This window comes from Pseudoalteromonas sp. JC3 (assembly GCF_030291895.1).
In the GTDB taxonomy this organism is placed as follows: domain Bacteria; phylum Pseudomonadota; class Gammaproteobacteria; order Enterobacterales; family Alteromonadaceae; genus Pseudoalteromonas.
In genome coordinates this window covers 1,064,898-1,085,807 of record NZ_CP127856.1, presented here as the reverse complement: position 1 = coordinate 1,085,807, position 20,910 = coordinate 1,064,898, and the positions used below count along the sequence as shown (strand labels likewise).

The following is a 20,910-nucleotide window of genomic DNA, read 5'->3' as shown; positions in this document are numbered from 1 at the left end:
ACATCGCCTTTACTGAGCTAAATTGACCCTATCAGCACCAAGCGCAAGTTTTTACTATATCGCTTTAAATTTTGACTAGACGACAAACATGAAACTTCAGCCTTTTTTACTGCATCAATCGCGGTGGTTGCTACTGGTGGTACTTACACTGGTTGCCATTACCATCACAGCCTATACCTCTGTATTGCGACCACTGTCGGACGTCAATTGGCTCGATAGCGTTGGTGAAGGTGGCCTCACGCTGATGACACTGATTTGGATAGCGGTGACCTTGCTCACTCGACCAAAAGGACTCGTCACTAACCTACTGTTTGCAGGGTTGAGTGCCATGTATGTTTCTATGCTGTGGGATTTTTTAGATGAGATGGTGGTGTTCACGCCCCATTATTTAACCAGTTTTGAAGCGATCCCTGCTTGCTTTGGCATGGTGCTGATGAGTATTTCAGCCTATTACTGGTATAAAGAACAAAGCATATTCAATCAAACCTTGATGAAAAAAGAGCGTTTTTATCGTGACCACAGCATGACCGACTTTGTCACCGGCCTCTACAGCGTAGAGTATATGCAAAATCAAGTTCGCCACGAACAATCTCGCCTTGCCAATGGCAATAGCCCATTTTGCTTAACACTATTCGATATTTGTGATTTTGCCGCTTACGCTCGCCAGCATGGTATGCAAAAAAGTAATCAGTTACTACGCGATATTGCCGATATGCTCTCTTTGAGCATGCGAGAGAGTGATCTGCTATGTCGCTTTGCAGCGGATAAATTTGTGGTCGTTCACCCACAAACCAACCATATTCAAGCCCAAGCTTTTGCCAACCGTACGGCCGAATTTATCGCCCGCCATGCCAACTATGATGACGGTGAAAACCAGCCGCAATATAGTGCAGTGAGATGGAGCTGTATCGAAGTTGATGACAAACACTGTGAATTTGAACCTTTGATAGCAGCGCTTGTGAACGAGCTGAATCAGACCAAGGTAGCTGCGGCTTAATGTCCTATTTTGAGTGCCAAACAAAACAACTTGCGAGTCGCTATTTTGCACTCCCCTTGGTGGAGTTGGCTTCCCAGCGCGGTGTACATGCAGACGTCATTTTGAAAGGCAGTAAATTGTTTTATACCGATCTGCACGCTAACCCAACCTTCATTAGTTATGAGCAGTTTGAAACAATAGTAAGCAACCTTGTCAGTCAGACGAGCTGTCAGGAAGTCAGTTTTATTTACGGCCAATACCTACTTAATACCCTAATCAGTCACCATGCCGAGCTGCTATTTAATTGCCACAATATACAGCAATTACTCAAAGTACTTCTGCTTAAAGGTTTGGATATACTGCCTTTTTACCACGTTAGAAAACTCCAGACAGAAACAAGCTGCCATTTACTGTTCTCACCCGCCATTGCAGAAGGTAAGCCTGCGGTCACGCGATTTTTATGTGAAACAATGGCAAGCCTTTGTTGTGGCTACCTTAAGTGGCGCAGCCCAGAAACCACATTAACATTGCAGTTTCCGTATACAAAGCCAAAACAAGTCGCGCAATACCTGAGCCATATACACCTAGCTTACAGCTTTGATCACAGTGATTTTGCCGTAGTAATGAGTCACCAAGCTTTAGCTCAGCAACAAATTGGCACTTTTCCTTATTTAGTGGCTCGGCAGTTAAAAGCCTTGCCCTCACCACAGCGTGGATTTCTCGCCCAGCTGCACCGCTTACAGTTAAAATATCCTAAATATCATAGTGAGCAAATCGCCGAAATAATGGGCATGAGCGCTGCAACTTTTAAACGCAAACTCAAGCTGCATCAGACTACTTTTATTAACGAAAAAGACAGACTGCATCGTCAACAAGCCATGTTTTATGTGACTGAGCAAGGCTATTCCAATGAACAAATTGCAACCGCTTTACAGTTTAGCGACATCACTAATTTTCGCCGTGCATTTAAGCGATGGACGGGATTAACGCCTTCCTATTTTCGTAAGATTTAACTTTATCCCTCATTTTTTCTTCTACACTGAAATGGATCTTGCGGTTACTAGGTCTTTTATAACGTGACTGCGTTTCGATCCTTGGCCGAAGCTAAGCACGTTAATAGATAACAAAGAGGATTAAAAACATGAAAGCATTAACGGGCGCTGCAATGGCGATGATGGTAGCGGGTTTGGTCGGTTGTAATAGCACAGAGAACAATTCTACAAGCGCACAGCAATGGTGATGCAGTTACTGCAAAAAGGGCTTAACTTGGGATAGTTTAGTGGCTTTAAAGTTGCTATATAACCGCGATATTCAACAAATCGGCATAGAAAATGAGGAGCAAAGAGAAGCTAAAGCTGTATCAACTAGGTTTAATAATAAGCATGGTTTTCACCTTAGTTGGTTTTGTCCTTGTTAACAATTCAAAAGTCAAAAACCAAACCTAAATGTAAAGATAAATTAACAAAAATCACATACACTATACTCATTTGGAATTTTTACAGCCTATTTATTCCCCTTTCCTTGTAGTATTACCTCTCCCTAAAATAAAAATTAACCACATGTATTTATTGGTAAAATATAAAAAGCAGGAGCAAACCTCTCGCTTATCTGGCCTGCTAATCTATGCATTAAAATACGCATTGTAAATTTTTTTTGTATTTTTTGTTTATTTTTTAAGCTTTACTTCTATCCTAGTGTAACCAGTCGAAATTATGTGCAATTTTTATTTAGCTGGCGTTGCTCATTATCTCAAAACAAACGCAATCAAGCGTTGAACTTTGGTGAATAACGCGTCTACAGCAGCTAGATAAGTTCATAACCTTGAGATTGGTAAACACAATTAAACAAAACAACATGCAAGGAACAACAAAATGCGTAAATTAAGTGCTATTAGTTTTGCAGTATTAGCGGGTTTGACTTCAGTCAACGCACAAGCCGCTAAAATACTTAGCGTAGAGTCAAACAAAGCAATCGATGATCAGTATATTGTGGTATTCACAACACCTTCTGTTTTAAATGTCAAAGACAGTAAAGCGGTTGCAGCCTTCGCTAATAAGCAAGCTAAAGCGTTACAGAATAAACATAACGTAAGCATTACAAAAGAGTTTGGTGGCGTGCTAAACGGTGTGGTCATTAATGCATCGGCAAAGCAACTAAAAGGTTTGCTTAATAACCCAAATATTGACTATATCGAACAAGACCAAGTGGTTACAGTGACTCCAGCTATCACAGCAAGCGGCGACCAAGCTAATCCAACTTGGGGTCTAGATCGCGTCGATCAACGTAATCTACCGCTAAACTCAAACTACCATTATGATTTTGATGGAACTGGCGTAACGGCCTATGTTATCGATACGGGTGTTCGCATTAGTCACAATGAATTTGGTAACCGTGCATCACATGGTTATGACTTTGTTGATAATGACAATGATGCAACAGACTGTAACGGTCATGGTACCCATGTTGCAGGCACAATTGGTGGCGGTGAATATGGGGTAGCGAAAAACGTCAATATCGTTGGCGTAAGAGTATTGGGTTGTAACGGCTCGGGTTCATATTCAGGCGTTATCTCTGGTATCGATTGGGTTAAAAACAATGCATCAGGCCCATCCGTTGCTAACATGAGTTTGGGTGGTGGCGTTTCTCAAGCTGTTGATGACGCAGTAAATAACGCAGTTGCCTCGGGCGTTAGCTTTGTTGTTGCGGCGGGTAATGACAATAGCAATGCCTGTAATTACTCACCAGCACGTGCAGCCAATGCAATCACTGTGGGTTCAACCACAAGCAGCGATGCCCGCTCTAGTTTCTCAAACTATGGTAACTGTCTAGACATTTATGCACCGGGTTCAAGCATCACCTCAGCTTGGTATAACTCAGATACATCAACCAATACCATCAGCGGTACATCGATGGCCGCTCCACACGTTGCGGGTGCTGTTGCGCTATATTTGGATGAAAACCCAAGTCTAAGCCCGTCACAAATTGATAGCTTGCTGAGCCAACGCTCATCAAAAGGTAAAGTCTCTAACCCACAAAGCGGTTCACCTAACGAGCTACTTTATACACTAGCTGATGGCACTGATCCGGATCCGGACCCAGATCCAATCACAGAGCTAGTTAACGGCCAAGGCGTCAGTGCATCTGGTGCATCTGGTCAGCAAACTTTCTATAAGTTGGTTGTTCCAGCAGGCGCTAGCGCACTGAACTTCTCACTTGCTGGTGGTACTGGCGATGCCGACCTGTATGTACAGCAAGGCTCTCAACCAACGCTGAATAGTTACGCTTGCCGCCCGTATCTGGATGGTAACAATGAATCATGCGATTTCACCAATCCGACTGCAGGTGATTGGTATGTGATGCTAAATGGTTACGCTGCGTATGCAAATGCGACCCTCACAGGTACTTACTCATCTGATCCAGGTGGCTGTGGTAGTAATTGCTTAGAAAATGGCATCCCAGTAAGTGGTCTAGCTGGTGCATCTGGCCAAGAGTTGCTATACACCATTGATGTTCCAGCAAATGTAACATTAACAGTTGCAAGCTCTGGTGGTTCTGGCGATGCAGACTTGTATGTTCGTAAAGGTGCGGCACCTACGACATCAACCTATGACTGTCGTCCGTTCTTAAATGGTAACAACGAATCTTGTAGTTTAAGTTCAGGCCAAGGTGCAACCTATTACATCAAGTTACGTGGCTACTCTAGCTTCTCTGGTGTAACACTTGTTGCAAGCTACTAATTGGCTTTATTACAAATAAATCTCATTTCGTTTGGGGTTTATTGAAAAAACAAGTACAGTGGTGGCTCGTTTGAGCCGCCATTTTTGTTTTTAATGAGTATTGTATTAGATCTCTACAGCCAATTATTACATCAAGGGTTTTATGACCATGTATCTGACGGTGAACTACACACCGAAGTGCCACTCATCTGTAGTAGTATCTCGCAAGTAAAGCTCGATGGTATTATTTACCATCGCACTGCGCAAACTGCGGCGATGATGCCTGAAAACTATGGTAGTTTGATCCTTATCTCAGAAGGAAATGGTTGGTGGTTGACTGAACAATCTTTACAGCGTGCTGATCTAACACAGTTAATTTATCTTGAAGCAAATCAAAAACATGTGTTTCACCTTCCTACACAATACCACGCCGTTAGCTTCAACTTTCCAATCAATTGGCTCGCATCTCGAACGGGCAAGCGGCTTTTGCATGGACAAGCACTGACAATTCCCTCTGGTCTAACAACATTACTCAAAAGCGCCTTAACCGCCGCAACGCTAAATTTAACAGCGGCAAAATGGCTTGAAGATGAAATTGTACTGCATCTAAGTGCTTGCCAGCCGACTCAATTACCAACATCGCCGCTGGCGGAGTTAAAACGGCTCATCTCCACACATGCAAGTGATGAAGCATTTTGTATCGATATGCTTTGTGAGCATTCTGGCTGGTCAAAACGTTATATTCACAAACTCTTTGCCGCATCTGATCTGAGTGCCAGTGAATATCTGATCCGCACTAGGCTCACTCACGCTTATTTTGAGTTACTCAATAGTTCCGCATCCTTAAATCAAATTGCTATTGATAGCGGATTTAAAAATCAGGCGCACTTCAGCCGTCGTTTTAAACATTTATTTTCTCTTTCTCCCAAACAAATTTCACAACGAGTGCACTCTTAGACAAAACTGAACCGTGCAAAATATATATAATAAGAATCACTCTCATTATCCATAGTAGTAGAACAATGAAAATTAACACGCTCTATGCTGCAGTGTGCCTCTCACTGCTTTCTCAAACCACAAGTGCCAATGAAAACCAAAAAGATGAGTTAGAAAGAATAGAAGTTCAGGGCAGTCAATATAAAAGTACCGGAACAAAGTCGTCTTTAGCACCAATCAACGCGCCCTTTTCTATTTCTCATATAGATCAAGATACCCTGCAACTACGCCAAGCTGACTCGGTCAATGCTGCGTTACGCTATGTTTCTGGTATCACACCAGAAAGCCGCAGCACGGTCACCATTTTTGACCAATACACTATTCGCGGTTTTGAATCTTATCGAAACTATTACGATGGCCTAGAACTACAATCCAATAACCTTTGGAATTTATATCCTCAAGTTGATGCCTTTGCCACCGACACCATTGAGGTGCTAAAAGGCCCAGCGTCAGTACTTTACGGCTCAGCCCCGCCAGGTGGCATGGTGAATCAAATCGCAAAGCTTGCCAATGGCACTGAGCAAACACAGGTTCGCCTGAGAGTCGGTAGCAGAGCGCTCAAAGAAATCGGCGTTGATCATGGAGGTGTGATCACCGATGAGCTGAGCTATCGTGCCATTGCGCTATCAAGAACAAGTGATGGCCAGCAAAAAACAACTGAAGAAGAACGCACTGTATTTGCACCATCACTGCGCTGGCAACCGAGCCATGATACGGCTTTAACTGCACAGCTTTATTACCAAGACGATCCCAAAGCCATACCGTCCACTCCCTTACATAGCGTTGGTACGCTCACGCGTGCAAGTTACGGTTATCTAGATGCCGATGCATTTGCAGGCGATATCAATTGGTCTAATTTTGATAGAACAACGCTAATGGCAGGGCTAAAGCTGGAACACAATTTGTCCGACAATTGGGCTTTGTTTGCCAACTGGCGTTACACCGATGCAGAAGGCCTACAGCAAAATACCTACAACCAAAACTTAATTGCAGATAGCGATACCATACTTGCCCGTGCAGCATATAAAACCGATGAAACGCAACATGGCTATGTTTTAGACAACCAATTGTCTACTCACTTTACCGTTGGCAATTCATCACACCACTTGCTCTTGGGTTTTGAATACAAAACCTTAAGCTCAACCGTAGGGTATTGGGATACTCTCGGGACAGGCACACCAAACATTAATCTAGCAGCGCCCAATTATGCAGCCTTTGATGTAGGCGCTTTGCCACTTAACTTCTATACCGAAGCGCACGATATTGAACAGAGTAACCGTGCGTTTTACGTCCAAGACGAAGTGACAATATCAGCGCTAACCCTCTTGGCAGGTCTTAGATACGACAGTTTCACAAGTGATGTTACTGCTGATAAAAACTACGCTGGCACCGAGTGGCAAACGGAATCAACTATTGATGACACCCAACTCACCGGGAGGATTGCCGCACTTTATCAGCTGGATTCTGGTTGGCGACCTTACGTAAGCTATAGTCAGTCATTTGAGCCCGTTGCAGGAGAAGATAGCGTAACTCAACAAGCCTTCAAACCAACTGAAGCAGAACAATGGGAACTTGGCGTTAAATATCAATCTCGCGATACACAGCTAACATTTGCGCTATTCGATCTCACCAAGCAGAACGAAATCATTAACAGCAAAGACTTTGTCACGAAAACTCAAGCCGGTGAAATCCAGTCCAAAGGTATTGAGCTTGAGGCTTCTCACACCTTTAACGAACAAGTTGATGTGCAGTTCAATGCCACGCATCTGGACCAGAAAGTCACTAAAAACGAATTAGATCAAGATTTGGTGGGGAAACGCTTAGTGTGGGTTGCAGATAACACCGCATCGCTTTGGTTGAACTATTATCCAAGCCTGCTAGACGCACTTAAAGTAAGTGTTGGTGCTCGGTATGTTGGCGAGAGTTATGTTGGCAAATACAACTCAGATACCGTGCCATCCTATACCTTATTCGACATCGCCTTTGATTATGAACTCAGCGAGCAAGCCAGGCTCACCTTTAGCATTAGTAACCTCAGTGACAAGCGATACGTTGGTGCATGCTATGACGAAAGTAACTGCTGGATGGGTGCTGAGCGTAAAGCCGATATCGGTCTTCACTACCGCTTTTAGTCACTCATCTAGGAGAGCTTACGGAAGGACATAGACTGAAAGATTTAAACGGACACCCACCTTAATGCGCCTGCAAGCATTAAGGTGGGTGTCCTTGTTAATTCAACTTGTTAATTCAGCCTGTTTATTCATCCCTTTATTCATTCTCATTTAGCTTTAACTCAAAGGAAAACAATGCGTAAAACACTATTTAAATGGCACAGTGCAATGGCATTAATCGCGATACTGCCGCTCGCCGTTATGTCAATCACGGGTAGCATGTTGGTGTTTAAATTCGAGATAGACAGCCTATTACTTCCAAAGCAAGCAACATTGACTTATCAGGACCAAGGCGTCCAACGTCAGCCCATGAAGGTGCTCGTTAATTATGTCGCAGACACCCATCCAAATTATGAAATTGGTAGCTGGGAAATATTCGATGATGGCTACGAAGCTGATAGAGTCTATTTATTAAAGCATGGCACAGACACATGGTTTAAAACGTATCTAGATCCTTACGCGGGAAAAATGCTAAGCGAGCCTGTGGGTATTCACAGCGACTTTACCGATTTTATTCTTCACCTACATTACACCTTACTACTCGATGATGTGAGTAAAACCTTTCCACACATGGGTGTCGTTATCGGTTTAGCTGTGGCTATACTTTTTACCCTGCTCGGTGTTTCCGGTTTAGTGATATATCGGCGCTTTTGGCGGCGATTCTTTAGCTTTAGGCGACAAGCTCCTCAGCTCGTCATGATGAGCGACCTGCATAAGGTAATTGGCATTTGGAGTGCGCCAGTATTGCTCGCGCTCGGTATTACTGGCGTTTACTTTAATGCAGTGGAGTATTACCACGAGGCTTTTGAACACCAAGAAGATGAGCACCATATTGTCAGCCACGCAATGTTTAATCACTCATTAGATTTTGATGCCATGATGACCCAAAGCCATCGTGCGGTTAACGGACTTAAACCAACCTACTGGCTATTTCCATTTGAGCCAGAGCAAACCAACATTACCATTTTTGGTAGCGTCGCCGATGCCAACCCGTTCATTAGTAACTATGCAGCAACGGTTAGTTTTGACGCGCAGTCTGGTATACAAACCTTTGCCTACGATATTCGAACGGCGTCTACTGTAGACAGGGTAATCGACAGTTTTAGAAAACTTCACTTTGGCCACTTTGCAGGGCTTACCAGTAAAATAATTTGGTGCATTATGGGACTCGCCCCCGTATTGCTTGGCTTTACTGGGTTATATTTATGGTGGCAAAGAAAGCGTAAGAAACCCAAGAGTAAGAAAAACCGGCAACTCGCCCTAAGCTGACGGTTCAAGTTTCAATCCAGATCCGTTATTGTCGTTATTATCAGCAAATAACGAGCAATCACTATGAAACAACTTGGGCTAATTGGTGGTATGAGTTGGGAGTCAACACAAAGCTACTACCAGCTTATCAATCAAACCGTTAAAGCAAAGCTTGGCGGACTACACAGTGCTAAGCTTTGCTTGTATAGCGTCGACTTTGCCGAAATTGCAGAGCTTCAAGCAGCTGGTGATTGGCAGAAAATGACGACCATTTTGGCAGGTGCTGCTACTTCATTGAAGCTTGCCGGCTCAGATGCCATTGTGATCTGTACCAACACCATGCATAAAATTTCAGATGAAATTAGCGCAGCGTCAGGATTGCCTGTACTGCATATTGCCGACGCAACCGCGAAGCGACTTAAAAATGACGGCATAAAACGCATTGCGCTGTTAGGTACGAGATTTACGATGCAGCAAGACTTTTATAAAGCACGATTACAAGATCTTCACGGCATTGAGGTCATAACACCTGATGGGGACCAACAAGCTTTAGTTCACCACATAATTTATGACGAATTATGTCGCGGTGAAGTCAACGCGAGCTCAAGGCAAACTTATCTAGACATCATCGATGCACTCTATCAACAAGGGGCTGAAGGGGTTATTTTAGGTTGCACAGAAATCGGTTTGCTCGTTCAACAAGTGCATACTCAAGTCCCTCTTTATGACACAACCAAACTTCATGCCGAAGCCGTTGTAGAGTGGTCACTCGGGGCTACATCTTGCTTTATTCATGAGTAATATCAAATTTTGTTGTAATTAAAAAATAACAACGAAATCGCTATTGTCGCGATTACTTGGCTACTATAGAATTAAATCTCACTTATTCTAATTAAATCAGGGATGTATTATGACCCAATACGACGAATATAAAGTTATCCATGTAGTTGAAGGTGGCTGCGGCACACTGTTACTTGGCTCAAGTGGATTACCGTTAAAAAAACTTGAAGCAACTTTAAACATGGAAGCGCAAGATGGCTGGCAGCTTGTTTTCCAAGTTATCGAAAACAAACGTTTTCTGCTATTTTGGAGCCGTGAAGCCGTGATCTTAACACTTGGTCGTAAACGTGCTTAAACGCTTTGCTCTGTCTGCCATTCGCCGCTATCAAGCGAATGGTGGAGCAAAAACCCACTTCAATATAAGTTGTAACTTTACGCCGTCATGCTCTGAATATACCTATCAAGCAATCGAAAAATACGGCTTCTTTAAAGGCGTGCGTATCGGCTTTTGTCGTATCAAGCGCTGTAATGACCCAGATTGTATTGAAGTAAAGTCAGACCCCCTACCGTGACCAATCCTAGGAGTTTGCATGGACGAAATAGCATTAAGAGAACAAGAAGAATCGTTAAGAAACCAAGTTGCTCAGCTAAGTCCTGAAGCGCGCAAGCAGTACTACCAACTTGAAGAACAGCTAGTAAAAGATCCTGATACTTACGCCGTACTCAATTACTTTTTTGCCGCAGGTTTACATCACTTTTATCTGGGTAAAACAGCACGAGGTGTAATTAACCTCACCTTAATGCTATTGGGGCTTGTATTTATTCTCTTTTATGGCTGGGTTCTGCTAATTTTAGTGTGTTTAATTGAGCTACCTCAGTTATTTAACAGCCAAAAAATAGTGAGAAAATACAACATCGATGTAATGCGAGAAGTACTAGATGAGCTCAAAGATACACAACAGAGTCAAACAATCTAAAGAAACGCAGTGGCTTTGGATTATAGCGGCCACAGTAGTGGTCGTTTTATTTAGTGGTTATCAGTTTTATACCAAAGGCGTGCCGTACTTCGCTGAAGAGATCTCGGCCTCATTGCCCAAACAAATCTACCAAATCATCGACGAAGGAAGCCTAAACGAGCTAGATAACTCGGAATTCTCGGAGTCAAAGCTAAGTGAAATCAAACAGCAAGAGACTCGCGCTTTATTTGTCTCACTGCTTGGCACCAATGCATCGAGTGAACGTGAATTTAAACTTGAATTTAGGCAGTGGAAAGATAAAGCCAACGCCATGGCATTGGCCGATGGTAGCATTGTGATCACCGATAACATGGTCGAACTGGCATCTACTCAGCAAGAGCTTAGCGCAGTATTACTCCACGAGATTGGTCATGTCGAGCATAATCACGTCATGGAATCTCTTGTGAGCTCGTCTATCGTATTTGTCAGTTTGAGTGTCGTACTGGGCGATATCTCTGCGCTCTCAGATCTTATGATGCAGGGCGCAATGTTAGGTATCAACCAAAATTACTCTCAGGAAGCTGAACTCGAGGCTGATTTGTACGCGCATAACAAGCTAATGGCGCTGTATGGTAATAGTGACGCAATGATCTCTATATTCGAAAAACTCGCCAAGGAAAGCGATGAACAGCATAGTTGGTTAAGCACACACCCAAGTTTTGAACAACGCATCGAGCAGCTCAAACAAAACCCGTGATCCTTAAAGGTTAAAATGGGTGTCTTATTAAATTCTGCTCAGTAGAAACTTTAAAAACAGCTTTTAAAAAGAAGCTTTTAAAAAGACACCCACCTATTTAACCTGAGGTTTGGATAAGGAATGTTCCAACTCATTGTTGCTAAAGCACAACTTAGTTTTTTCCTTGTCTAGCCAGAGAGTTTTAGGGAAAACACCGCTTCCGCGTCCTGCTCTCGCTAAGGTACCTACATCCTGTAGGCAAGGCGAATTTACGCGCCAATAGCTGGCTATTGGAAGTGAATTCAACGCAGTTAGCACTAAAACTGGCTGCTAGAAAGGCATTAATTATCCACAGCTCAGGTTATTTAGTATTTCGTTTGTTAAATTGGCTAAGGCAATCTACTCTTAAGATACATTCAAAGGATTGAAGGTATCTAATATGGCCACTGCACGCTGCCGACAAATTTGTCTATCAGAAACCAAATATTATCACTGTATTTCTCGCTGTGTTAGGCAAGCCTACCTTTGCGGTCAGGATATAGCCACTGGGCGTTCTTACGAGCATCGCAGAGATTGGGTCGAAGAAAAGCTACTCGCCCTTAAAAAAACGTTTTGCATTGATGTCTGTGCATATGCGGTTATGAATAACCACACTCATATAGTTCTGCACGTTGATATTCAAAAAGCCAAACGTCTAACTGACAAAGCTATTATCATTCGCTGGCACAAGCAGTTTAAAGGCAATTGGCTCACACATAAGTTTATTCGTAATGAGCCATTATCAGATGCGGAAAGATCAATACTTGATAACACTATCAATATATATCGATCACGCATAACCTGTATAAGCTGGTTTATGAGAACTCTTAATGAGTATATTGCACGACGAGCAAATCGAGAAGACCAATGCACAGGTCGGTTTTGGGAAGGGCGCTTCAAATCACAAGCACTACTTGATGAAGCTGCACTTGCTGCGTGCATGGCTTATGTTGATCTAAATCCCATTCGCGCTAACCTAGCTAAGCTACCTGAAGAATCTAAATACACGAGTGTAAAAAAGCGTATTGAATTAGCCAAACAAGGTAAGCAACCTCGCTCACTATTCCGATTTGCTGGCAATCCGAGAAAGCATATGCCTAAAGGTATACCGCTTGAGCTGTCATCATATCTCGAACTGGTCGAACTCACAGGGCGTTGCATAAGAAGTGACAAAATAGGTTGCATTATAAACAAACAACCGATTTTAGACAGGTTAAATCTAACCTCTAAGAACTGGATAACCCTGACAACACAATTTAGTACTGTGATCCATGGAGCTGCAGGTAGCTCAGCAGCAAAGCAAAAATATTGTGATTCACTCTCAATTCAACGGCGTTCGAATATCTCCAATTGTTTAGCACTTTTTGGTTAATCATCAAATTAATTAATAATTGAGAGCCTAGACCAATTGCACCTTAGCGAGAAGCAATATAGCTTGCTTATTCATGCATCCATAATGCAGGCCAATCATAAACTTCAGAAATGGCTCTAGAGATTTCATGGATTAATTGAAAGCCATTGTCTGAGTTTGTCATAACGACAAAACCTCGGCCAACACTAGCAAAAGACACAGCATAGCAAGTATACCCGGCATTCCCACCACTATGTCTAAATCTATAAGCGTTACCTTCTCCATCGAGTCCTATTCCTGTACCACCAGCACCGGGAACTCTAGTAAGCATGACTTTCGCAAGATGTGGAGATAATAAGCTTTCTTCATCACCACGATAGGACTTACCTAGAGCAATCATAAATAATGCTAAATCAGAAGGAGTACTCCATAACCCCGCAGCTGCCTTTTCAGGATATAGCCGATAACCTCCAGCGATCATATTTGCTTGTAAATCATGACCTTTAGCAACTCTATATTGAGGCAGATTCAGCGACGCTAACTCAAAAGAGCTGTTATTCATGTTTAGGGGCTTTAATACCTGCTTTTCCATTAACTCAGAGAATGACAGCCCACTACTATCTTCCATCAACAGTTGCAAAACTGTCATGCCACCACCTGAATAAAATTCAGACTTCCCAGGTGTTTGAAACACTCTAACTGATGGGGAATTACTCAACTCACTCCCTTGTAAAACCTGTACGAGCGAAGGAGTTTTTTGGTTTCTGCCATAACCAGCGAACCCTTGTACATTGAGCCCTGAGGTGTGACTCATAATTCGACTGGGTGTCACTTTATTTTCTTTAGTAAATTTATTATTGGGGACCTGCCAGCGTGTAAGCTTACTGTTTACATCTTCATGTAGTCCAAAACGACCTAGCTCTATCATCTTAAAAGCACCAAAGCTCGTTACAGCTTTAGAAATGGAAGCAGCCTGAAACAGCGTATCCGGCGTTACATTCACTTTTGAGTACTCATCTGTAACGCCGTAACCTTTCGACCAAAGAATATGATTATTATCAAAAACAGTAATGCTAACAGCAGGGACGCGGTATGTGCTCATTCTGGATTGAAGTGTACTCGCTGTTTCACTACTCACCCCGTTATCATTAATTTCGCGAATACTCTGCTCGAATACTCGTTGTTTATTTACATAATCTGGTGCTACAGCTTTCAACTTTTGTTCTGCACAGCTCGCCACAGTAACCAGAGCTGCCAGCAGTGTGATTTTCATGACTCTCATATATCGGCCTATTCAAACACTAAAATATTATTGTCGTATTGAGGCCGTAAAAAGTTTGCTTTGACGACAATTAAGTTTCAAACATCAAACTAACTGTAGCGCCTGTATTGTTGGCATATGCAGACACCCACTTTATCGTCACAGTTTAATAATGGGTGTCTTTTTAACGTTTTCTCTCCGAGGAAAGCGACGAGCAACATAGTTGGATAAACACATACCCCTGCGATTAACAGTGATTATTTCCTTTTACTGTACAACCCTATTACATTTTTTAACTTGTCATCCCTGTTTCTAAATCGGAGAATCTGCTTTTAAATGAAGCACGGGTAAAAAATGAAATCAACCAAATCTTCTCTGTTACTTATAACCGCAGCCAGTGTCAGCACATTTCTTACGGCTTGTACATCTGAGACAGAATCTGATCTGTTGAAAACAAACGCAATTAGTGCTGATATATCAATAACTTCAAATGGGGAGAGAGCCCGAATTGTGGCCGAGCTAAACGTCGGGGACTCGTTCGGCTCTAATGTAAACTTAAGCGAAGGTGATACGCTAAGAGCGATCGTAAATGGCCAGACGATCCAATTGGCTAAAGATACTGACATTCTTGATATTGATTACGAGGGCAGATCCTCAGTTGTAACTGGTAACAGCCTATATACTATCCAGTTAAATCGCAAGAAAGAAGCAAATGCTTCAGCGTCTGTTGAGCTTCCTTTAGGCTTTCTGGTGCTTACCCCCGAAGCAGAGAAAACTTTTCGATATGATGAAAATATTGAAATTCATATTGATGGAATAGACTCAGCTAGTGAAACATCTCTTATCGTTAACTATGCATGTTCAAATAATACGGGGGGGTTAGTGACAGGCTCTTTCTCAACACAGTTTGGAAGCTCGACAAGCAATACATTCAATGCAAAAAGCGCTGGCTTCATAGATCTAGAACAGATTTCAACTTCAAAACCATGTGAATTTGACATGGAAATTCAGAGAGTTAGAACAGGTCATTTTAACGGTGAACTTAAAGAAAATAGCTTGATTAGAGGTATCCAATCAAGAGTTATTAAAGATCTGAAATTTACTTTCTAGTTTACATAATTTTTAAGTCGCTATACGTATTTCAAAAAAGGTGGAATAAGTCCACCTTGACCCAAAACCTGAGTTCATATTGGATAATAAACAGCCTTTCTTAACTTTTTAGTATCGCTACGCCACAGGCTTTTATAATCAGCGCTCATTTATCGTCTCCGATACACTTCACTTATATAAAATTATTCCCTACAATGTGCAGCAGTTTCGAGTTGAGATTATTATGTGTAAGGGAATGTCAAAACTACTTATTATGATGACAATCTTGGTTGCCTTTGTTGGGCAAGCATTAGCATCACCCTTTTTTGTATCTGATGATGACATTATTATCACGCAATCAATCACACTTGAATCTCAAAACGAATACCAGCAAGGTGCAGATGATTGTTGTGACACAGATTGCTGTGAGAACGATTGCATTTGCCCAGAAAACGCCTGTGCAACCTTTGCATACATTCCTATAAACCCTATTGCCTCAGAACTCATTCGTTTTGGTGGTCCTGTACGATCGACTCAGACTCCAGATATTCATAGTATTGTGACCTCATTCTATCGGCCTCCTATTTTACCGCTTAGGCTACAGCCAAACTAAATTCTTACTAAAAATTTAATTTATATGCTGCGAAAGTTATACCAATTGACTTAATTAAGCGGTTTATTTTGAGGCGAAAAAATCTTGTCGATAACACAGCTACCGCGCCCTGCTATCGCCAAGGTATCTACACCCATGTGGGCAAGACGAAAATATTATTATTTAGTCGTTCTAAATAATAAGCCTTTAACGTAGCTCGCGTCAGGTTTTTTCCTCAATTTGAGCTGGTATTAAACTAATAAAAAACTTCACAGTGTTTTGCATTACCTGAGGTAAAACATGCTTAATCAATATTCAAAGGTGGCGCTGGCTATCTTACTTGGCCCGTCTGTATCTTATGCAGGAGAACACCAACATCATGACGAACATAACCAGAATAAAATAGAGAGAATTCAAGTAACCGCGTCACGACTTGGTCGGATCGTGAACGAATCGGCAACTAGAACTGAAATTATCAATAATGAAGAAATCCAAGAAAAAGCCTTAATGCGGCCCGGAAATATTTCTATGCTAGTTGCTGAAACTGGCGGTGTACGAGTACAAAATACCTCTCCGGCTTTAGGCAGTGCCAACATAAGATTGCAAAGCCTGTATGGTCGCTATACCCAGCTACTTAGTGATGGTTTGCCATTATATGGTGGACAAACTGCGTCAATTGGGTTGCTTCAAATCCCTCCAACCGACTTAGCCAATGTTGAAATTATCAAAGGATCAGCTTCTTCTTTGTATGGTGGGTCAGCCTTAGGCGGGGTGATTAATCTTATCTCTCGTACACCAGGGGATGAATTTGAAGGTGAAGTGCTACTCAATGCAACATCAAAAAGTGGTCAAGATATTACCTCCTATTTTGCAACCCCACTGACCCCAAGTACTCGTGCGTCAATTACTCTGGGACTTCATCATCAAGCTCAGCAAGATTTAGATGAGGATGGCTGGCTTGATATAGCAGGCTATGAGCGCGCGACCGTTCGCCCACGTTTTTATTGGGAAGATGAAGACGGTGCCAACCTTTATTGGACGTTTGGTGCGATGAAAGAAAATCGTGAAGGTGGTACGCAACAAACGGATACATTACCTACTGGCGAATCATTTCCTCAACACCAAGACTCATTAAGGTTAGATAGCGGTTTTATTTTCGACCAACCACTTAGTGAAGAAATAAACCTCAGTGTTCGTGGTTCAGCTATGCATCAGGAGCATGACCATGTTTATGGGCTGACTCAAGAAACAGATAACCATGAAAGTTACTTATTTGAATCTAGTGTATCGGGTTATCGTGAAGCTATTGCTTGGCTTGTTGGAATAGCTTATCAGTCTGACCGCTTTGAGTCTGATGACTTTTCAGAGTTTAACTATAACTATCAAGTACCTGGGTTATTTTCACAGATAGACTATGACACAGAAAAAGACGTTTCAATATCATTGAGCGCCAGAACCGATTGGCACAGTGAATACGGCACTCAGTTTAGTCCACGCGCATCCATTTTGTACAATCCAAACAGCTGGACAATTCGCGGATCCTACGGTCAAGGCTTCTTTGCGCCGACACCTTTTATTGAAGATATTGAAGACAGTGGCCTGTCTCGCCTTGAGCCTTTAAGTAACTTAAAGGAGGAACTGGCGACTACAGCGTCTATTGATCTCAGCTATATATTTGATGACATTGAAACAAGTGTCACCCTGTTTGCCTCGGATGTCGACAATGTCACTGAGCTTGAGATCATCGAAGCCCAAAGCCCGAATACAAATAACCACGTTCGATTAGTGAATAACCCAGGCCAGACCGAAATTCGTGGCGCAGAATTGCTTTTGCGATACCGCTGGCATGACATCAAAATAACTGGAAGCTATTTATATACTGACGCAACAAAACTTAGCGGATTAGGCACTGGCCGAACTCCCTTAACCCTAACACCAACACATTCTGCTGGTGCAGTAATTATGTGGGAAAAGCATGGCAGTCACCTACTAGGTTTTGAAGCTTATTATACTGGTACACAGCATCTCGAAAATAACCCTTACCGTGATAGAAGCGACGCTTACTGGCACTTAGGCTTACTTGGTCAAATCACTCTTGGTAGCGTAAGTTACTTCTTAAATGCAGAGAACTTGCTCAATGTTCGGCAAACTAAAGAAGAGCCAATATTGCTAACCCAACAGGCTCCAAGTGGACGATGGACAACTGATATTTGGTCTCGTAACGATGGATTTACGGTCAATGCAGGGATCCGCATTAAATTTGGTCATTAATTATTTCTGAGCTTTGCTGAAACGATACAATTTCATGTTGGCATATGCAGACACCCACTCTAGCGTCACAGTTTAAAAATGGGTGTCTTTTTAACTTATCATTTTAACTTATCACCTCAAAAGATAAGTGGGTGTCTCTTTAGCCGTACTTGCCCTTTAGCTGTACTTTAGCGTAGAAAAGCAAAAACCAAAGTGGAGCGAGTCCACTTTGGTTTAAGATAAACAGAACTAGCAATTACTGCTCAGTAGCCCTTTTTTAGTCTTCTAGTATCGCTTTGTACAAAACGATATTTCTTTGCAAGTGCTCTTTCCTTGTCTCTCTTATCTTTTAGGCTGGCGTTGTTTCTTTGATGTTCACTTCTTAGTTTTATGAAGTTGTTGAAGCGCCTAACTTCAAGTTCGCCACTCTCTATCGCTTGCTGAACAGCACATCCGGGCTCATTTTGATGTGAGCAATCACTGAAGCGGCAAGCGCTTTCTAACACTTCAATTTCTGCAAATGTTTTACTAATCCCTTGTTGGCAATCGGCTAGTTGGATCTCCCTCATTCCTGGTGTGTCGAGCAACACTGAGCCATTGTCCATAAAATGTAACGAGCGAGAGGTTGTCGTGTGCCGCCCTTTTGCATCATCTTCACGGATTGAACCGGTGAGCTGCTCTTTACACTCTAACAGCGTGTTCACCAAGCTGGACTTACCCACACCAGAAGAACCTACAAATGACAACGTTTTTCCCACGCTACACCAAGCTTTTAGGCACTCAACGGAGCTCGGCTCCAACGCATTAATCGCTTCGACTGTCAAAAATGGATCCAACTCCTGAACGAGTTGTACTTGCTGTTGCCAACAATCGACCAAATCCTTCTTGGTCAAAACAACAATTGGCTCCACTTGAGCTTCGTTAGCCAGTGCTAAGTAACGTTCGATCCGGTTTAGATTAAAATCCTGATTTAGCGAGCAAACAATAAACAGGCTATCGATATTTGCGGCTATCAATTGCTCCGCGACTTTACTGCCCGCAGCTTTCCTTGAAATAACCGATTTGCGGGATAATAGCCTAATAAATTGATAATTCTCATCCAACAAAACCCAATCACCAACCGTCATACTAGGCAGTGATACATGAGTAGCTAAAGAAATTTGTCGTGATTGCAACTGGATTAAATAATTACTTCTGTGGTGCGCTATCACGCGGCCAAGATTTGATGATTCTAGTTCTGTTAGTGTCAGTTGCTGTTGAAAAAATGCTTGCCAACCAAGCAGTGTTGGCGAATAAGATGTATTCATTATAAAATCTCAAAAATGCAGAAAGACTGCAAAAATCAAGCAGGGTTAATGAATATCATTGACCCCGGATAAGCCCATTAGGCATCACACCGGGTAAAAGGAGTAAAAAATTTAGAAAAGACGAAAGTTAAAGTCTACTAATCACACCTAGCTACAACTTTTACCGGGTGGCTCAATAAAACAATCATCAAATTCTCCTTAAACTTTTTTTGAATATCACCGTAGAGTAGCACTGAAGATAAGCTAGGTAAACTACGTATTTTGCGATATCCGGACTAAGCCATTTGCAGTATGAAAAATGTTTTCAAACTAATAACACCTTCCAATTTAGCCACATCGTAAAAGAAAACATCGTTTATTTAATCTTTTTTTAACACAACTCACCTAACATAGGTAAGACCCAGCCTTTGGAACTAAGTTTATAAATCAAACCAATCCAAAAGCAGTAAGCATAACAATTCTAAAGCTAGGTAAAAAGCCTGTATTTGATGTGGGTTGTGGGTGCCAAGGTCTATAAAAACATACTTTCTAATATAAAAGGATTATTTCTATGAAATTTCATTCAATCGCCGCAGTAGTAAGCTTAGCGTTATGTAGTGCAACATTTACTGTTGGTGCTACTGAACAAGAAGAAAAAACCGCGACAATCGGTGAGCAGATTTTAGATAAAGTAAAAAGTAAATTACTATCGGGGTTTGGTTCACTTTTAGCTGATGCTGTATTTGGTTCTGGTGGACCACAATACGTTATGCTGAGCGAAGAGAGCCTGCAGGCAATACAAGAGCGCGTTAGAGAAGAAATTGTACGTGATGCGGAGTTCGACTTTCTTTCTGAGTTTAGAAGCGTTGAAGCAAGCTTAAAACACTATGGCGATACCGTAAAATACAATGGAGAAGACCCTGTATTACTTGGTGGATTATTACTAAAAGCTAACGATCTGATAAATCACCGAGCTTTAAATAGTAGCTACAATGATGACTTTTTCTACCTTGCAGACACCTATGCCTTAGCAGCATCGGTTGTAGTGGCAGTGTATACTGAGCGTTATTTGGCTGGCATGGTGCCAAAAACAACCGTCGTTACCGCAGCTAAAAATCTAGCGGATCAGTTAAGCATAATGCTGGCACAGAAAAAGCAGGCGGACTTGCCACTTAGAAGCGGCTGTGAAGCACCTGACCCTTATTCTCAAATCGTTGAATATAAATGCTGGCTTAAAGACCCGTATGGTAACTATTTAGCATCGTACGTGGTAGAGCCACAATATCCAGATGATGTTGAATACTGGAATCGCAAAAAATCCCAAGCTGAAACAGAATACAGGCAAACCAAATTTAACAAAATTCAGGCTGTTATTGATCAACTAAGAAGCCTATAAAAAGCCGATGGAGTAAGATGGTTTAGTTACCTCTAAACCATCTTACTTTTGTTATCAAAGGGTAACA

The 20,910-nt window shown here is 42.1% G+C and carries 18 protein-coding genes; 16 read left to right on the top strand and 2 right to left on the bottom strand.

What is annotated here, in order from left to right:
- Positions 1 to 88 precede the first annotated feature (88 nt).
- The 12 genes from QSH61_RS23380 to QSH61_RS23325 all read left to right on the top strand — a co-directional run bounded on the left by QSH61_RS23380 (position 89) and on the right by QSH61_RS23325 (position 12,990).
- On the top strand, positions 89 to 997 hold the full coding sequence (locus QSH61_RS23380) for a GGDEF domain-containing protein (RefSeq protein ID WP_206473136.1): 909 nt from the start codon (positions 89 to 91) through the stop codon (positions 995 to 997).
- On the top strand, positions 997 to 1,989 hold the full coding sequence (locus tag QSH61_RS23375) for a helix-turn-helix domain-containing protein (protein ID WP_206473138.1): 993 nt from the start codon (positions 997 to 999) through the stop codon (positions 1,987 to 1,989). Before QSH61_RS23380 ends, QSH61_RS23375 begins: the two co-directional genes overlap by 1 nt.
- Positions 1,990 to 2,847: 858 nt before the next feature.
- Positions 2,848 to 4,713: a S8 family serine peptidase gene (locus QSH61_RS23370; protein ID WP_206473140.1), complete on the top strand. Its 1,866-nt coding sequence runs from the start codon at positions 2,848 to 2,850 to the stop codon at positions 4,711 to 4,713.
- 93 nt (positions 4,714 to 4,806) lie between these two features.
- Positions 4,807 to 5,649 carry a helix-turn-helix transcriptional regulator gene (locus QSH61_RS23365; protein WP_206473142.1) on the top strand — a complete coding sequence of 281 codons (843 nt, stop codon included), beginning with the start codon at positions 4,807 to 4,809 and terminating at the stop codon, positions 5,647 to 5,649.
- 65 nt (positions 5,650 to 5,714) lie between these two features.
- Positions 5,715 to 7,820, top strand: a complete 2,106-nt coding sequence (locus tag QSH61_RS23360; RefSeq protein ID WP_206473144.1) for a TonB-dependent siderophore receptor — start codon at positions 5,715 to 5,717, stop codon at positions 7,818 to 7,820.
- Positions 7,821 to 7,994: 174 nt separating this feature from the next.
- Positions 7,995 to 9,128: a PepSY-associated TM helix domain-containing protein gene (locus QSH61_RS23355; RefSeq protein WP_206473146.1), complete on the top strand. Its 1,134-nt coding sequence runs from the start codon at positions 7,995 to 7,997 to the stop codon at positions 9,126 to 9,128.
- Between the two features lie 63 nt (positions 9,129 to 9,191).
- Entirely contained in the window at positions 9,192 to 9,908 is a 717-nt protein-coding gene (locus QSH61_RS23350; RefSeq protein WP_174169483.1) for an aspartate/glutamate racemase family protein, read from the top strand.
- A gap of 109 nt (positions 9,909 to 10,017) precedes the next feature.
- Positions 10,018 to 10,242 (top strand): DUF4177 domain-containing protein, encoded by a 225-nt coding sequence (locus QSH61_RS23345; RefSeq protein WP_010603664.1) that lies wholly within the window; start codon positions 10,018 to 10,020, stop codon positions 10,240 to 10,242.
- Positions 10,235 to 10,459 (top strand): membrane protein insertion efficiency factor YidD, encoded by a 225-nt coding sequence (gene yidD / locus QSH61_RS23340; RefSeq protein WP_095727766.1) that lies wholly within the window; start codon positions 10,235 to 10,237, stop codon positions 10,457 to 10,459. Before QSH61_RS23345 ends, yidD begins: the two co-directional genes overlap by 8 nt.
- A gap of 18 nt (positions 10,460 to 10,477) precedes the next feature.
- The gene (locus QSH61_RS23335; protein ID WP_174169484.1) at positions 10,478 to 10,864 is read left to right on the top strand and encodes a TM2 domain-containing protein; all 387 of its coding nucleotides are present in this window, start codon (positions 10,478 to 10,480) and stop codon (positions 10,862 to 10,864) included.
- Complete coding sequence (locus QSH61_RS23330; protein ID WP_206473148.1) at positions 10,827 to 11,600, top strand: M48 family metallopeptidase; 774 nt, start codon at positions 10,827 to 10,829, stop codon at positions 11,598 to 11,600. The genes QSH61_RS23335 and QSH61_RS23330 overlap by 38 nt, the downstream gene beginning before the upstream one ends.
- 418 nt (positions 11,601 to 12,018) lie before the next feature.
- Positions 12,019 to 12,990: a transposase gene (locus QSH61_RS23325; RefSeq protein WP_174169485.1), complete on the top strand. Its 972-nt coding sequence runs from the start codon at positions 12,019 to 12,021 to the stop codon at positions 12,988 to 12,990.
- Positions 12,991 to 13,057: 67 nt separating this feature from the next.
- Here the strand turns inward: QSH61_RS23325 and QSH61_RS23320 are convergent, their stop codons facing one another.
- Complete coding sequence (locus QSH61_RS23320; protein WP_248298710.1) at positions 13,058 to 14,242, bottom strand: serine hydrolase domain-containing protein; 1,185 nt, start codon at positions 14,240 to 14,242, stop codon at positions 13,058 to 13,060.
- Between the two features lie 342 nt (positions 14,243 to 14,584).
- Between QSH61_RS23320 and QSH61_RS23315 the strand changes: the two genes are divergently transcribed.
- The 3 genes from QSH61_RS23315 (at position 14,585) to QSH61_RS23305 (ending at position 18,182) form a co-directional block, all read left to right on the top strand.
- A complete protein-coding gene (locus tag QSH61_RS23315) occupies positions 14,585 to 15,340 on the top strand; it encodes a hypothetical protein (protein WP_206472443.1) in 756 nt (251 codons plus the stop codon).
- Between the two features lie 235 nt (positions 15,341 to 15,575).
- The gene (locus tag QSH61_RS23310) at positions 15,576 to 15,932 is read left to right on the top strand and encodes a hypothetical protein (protein ID WP_206472445.1); all 357 of its coding nucleotides are present in this window, start codon (positions 15,576 to 15,578) and stop codon (positions 15,930 to 15,932) included.
- 279 nt (positions 15,933 to 16,211) lie between these two features.
- Positions 16,212 to 18,182 (top strand): TonB-dependent receptor plug domain-containing protein, encoded by a 1,971-nt coding sequence (locus tag QSH61_RS23305; protein ID WP_206472447.1) that lies wholly within the window; start codon positions 16,212 to 16,214, stop codon positions 18,180 to 18,182.
- Between the two features lie 242 nt (positions 18,183 to 18,424).
- On the opposite strand, the gene rsgA is transcribed toward QSH61_RS23305, so the two are convergent.
- A complete protein-coding gene (rsgA, locus tag QSH61_RS23300) occupies positions 18,425 to 19,468 on the bottom strand; it encodes a ribosome small subunit-dependent GTPase A (RefSeq protein WP_206472449.1) in 1,044 nt (347 codons plus the stop codon).
- A 550-nt stretch (positions 19,469 to 20,018) separates the two neighbouring features.
- Here rsgA and QSH61_RS23295 point away from each other — a divergent pair.
- Positions 20,019 to 20,843: a hypothetical protein gene (locus QSH61_RS23295; RefSeq protein WP_010603671.1), complete on the top strand. Its 825-nt coding sequence runs from the start codon at positions 20,019 to 20,021 to the stop codon at positions 20,841 to 20,843.
- The last annotated feature ends 67 nt before the right edge of the window (positions 20,844 to 20,910 follow it).

Coding starts and splice junctions, on each gene's coding strand:
- QSH61_RS23380 (WP_206473136.1), top strand. CDS start 89: ATGAAACTTCAGCCTTTTTTACTGCATCAATCGCGGTGGTTGCTACTG.
- QSH61_RS23375 (WP_206473138.1), top strand. CDS start 997: ATGTCCTATTTTGAGTGCCAAACAAAACAACTTGCGAGTCGCTATTTT.
- QSH61_RS23370 (WP_206473140.1), top strand. CDS start 2,848: ATGCGTAAATTAAGTGCTATTAGTTTTGCAGTATTAGCGGGTTTGACT.
- QSH61_RS23365 (WP_206473142.1), top strand. CDS start 4,807: ATGAGTATTGTATTAGATCTCTACAGCCAATTATTACATCAAGGGTTT.
- QSH61_RS23360 (WP_206473144.1), top strand. CDS start 5,715: ATGAAAATTAACACGCTCTATGCTGCAGTGTGCCTCTCACTGCTTTCT.
- QSH61_RS23355 (WP_206473146.1), top strand. CDS start 7,995: ATGCGTAAAACACTATTTAAATGGCACAGTGCAATGGCATTAATCGCG.
- QSH61_RS23350 (WP_174169483.1), top strand. CDS start 9,192: ATGAAACAACTTGGGCTAATTGGTGGTATGAGTTGGGAGTCAACACAA.
- QSH61_RS23345 (WP_010603664.1), top strand. CDS start 10,018: ATGACCCAATACGACGAATATAAAGTTATCCATGTAGTTGAAGGTGGC.
- QSH61_RS23335 (WP_174169484.1), top strand. CDS start 10,478: ATGGACGAAATAGCATTAAGAGAACAAGAAGAATCGTTAAGAAACCAA.
- QSH61_RS23330 (WP_206473148.1), top strand. CDS start 10,827: ATGAGCTCAAAGATACACAACAGAGTCAAACAATCTAAAGAAACGCAG.
- QSH61_RS23325 (WP_174169485.1), top strand. CDS start 12,019: ATGGCCACTGCACGCTGCCGACAAATTTGTCTATCAGAAACCAAATAT.
- QSH61_RS23320 (WP_248298710.1), bottom strand. CDS start 14,242: ATGAAAATCACACTGCTGGCAGCTCTGGTTACTGTGGCGAGCTGTGCA.
- QSH61_RS23315 (WP_206472443.1), top strand. CDS start 14,585: ATGAAATCAACCAAATCTTCTCTGTTACTTATAACCGCAGCCAGTGTC.
- QSH61_RS23310 (WP_206472445.1), top strand. CDS start 15,576: ATGTCAAAACTACTTATTATGATGACAATCTTGGTTGCCTTTGTTGGG.
- QSH61_RS23305 (WP_206472447.1), top strand. CDS start 16,212: ATGCTTAATCAATATTCAAAGGTGGCGCTGGCTATCTTACTTGGCCCG.
- rsgA (WP_206472449.1), bottom strand. CDS start 19,468: ATGAATACATCTTATTCGCCAACACTGCTTGGTTGGCAAGCATTTTTT.
- QSH61_RS23295 (WP_010603671.1), top strand. CDS start 20,019: ATGAAATTTCATTCAATCGCCGCAGTAGTAAGCTTAGCGTTATGTAGT.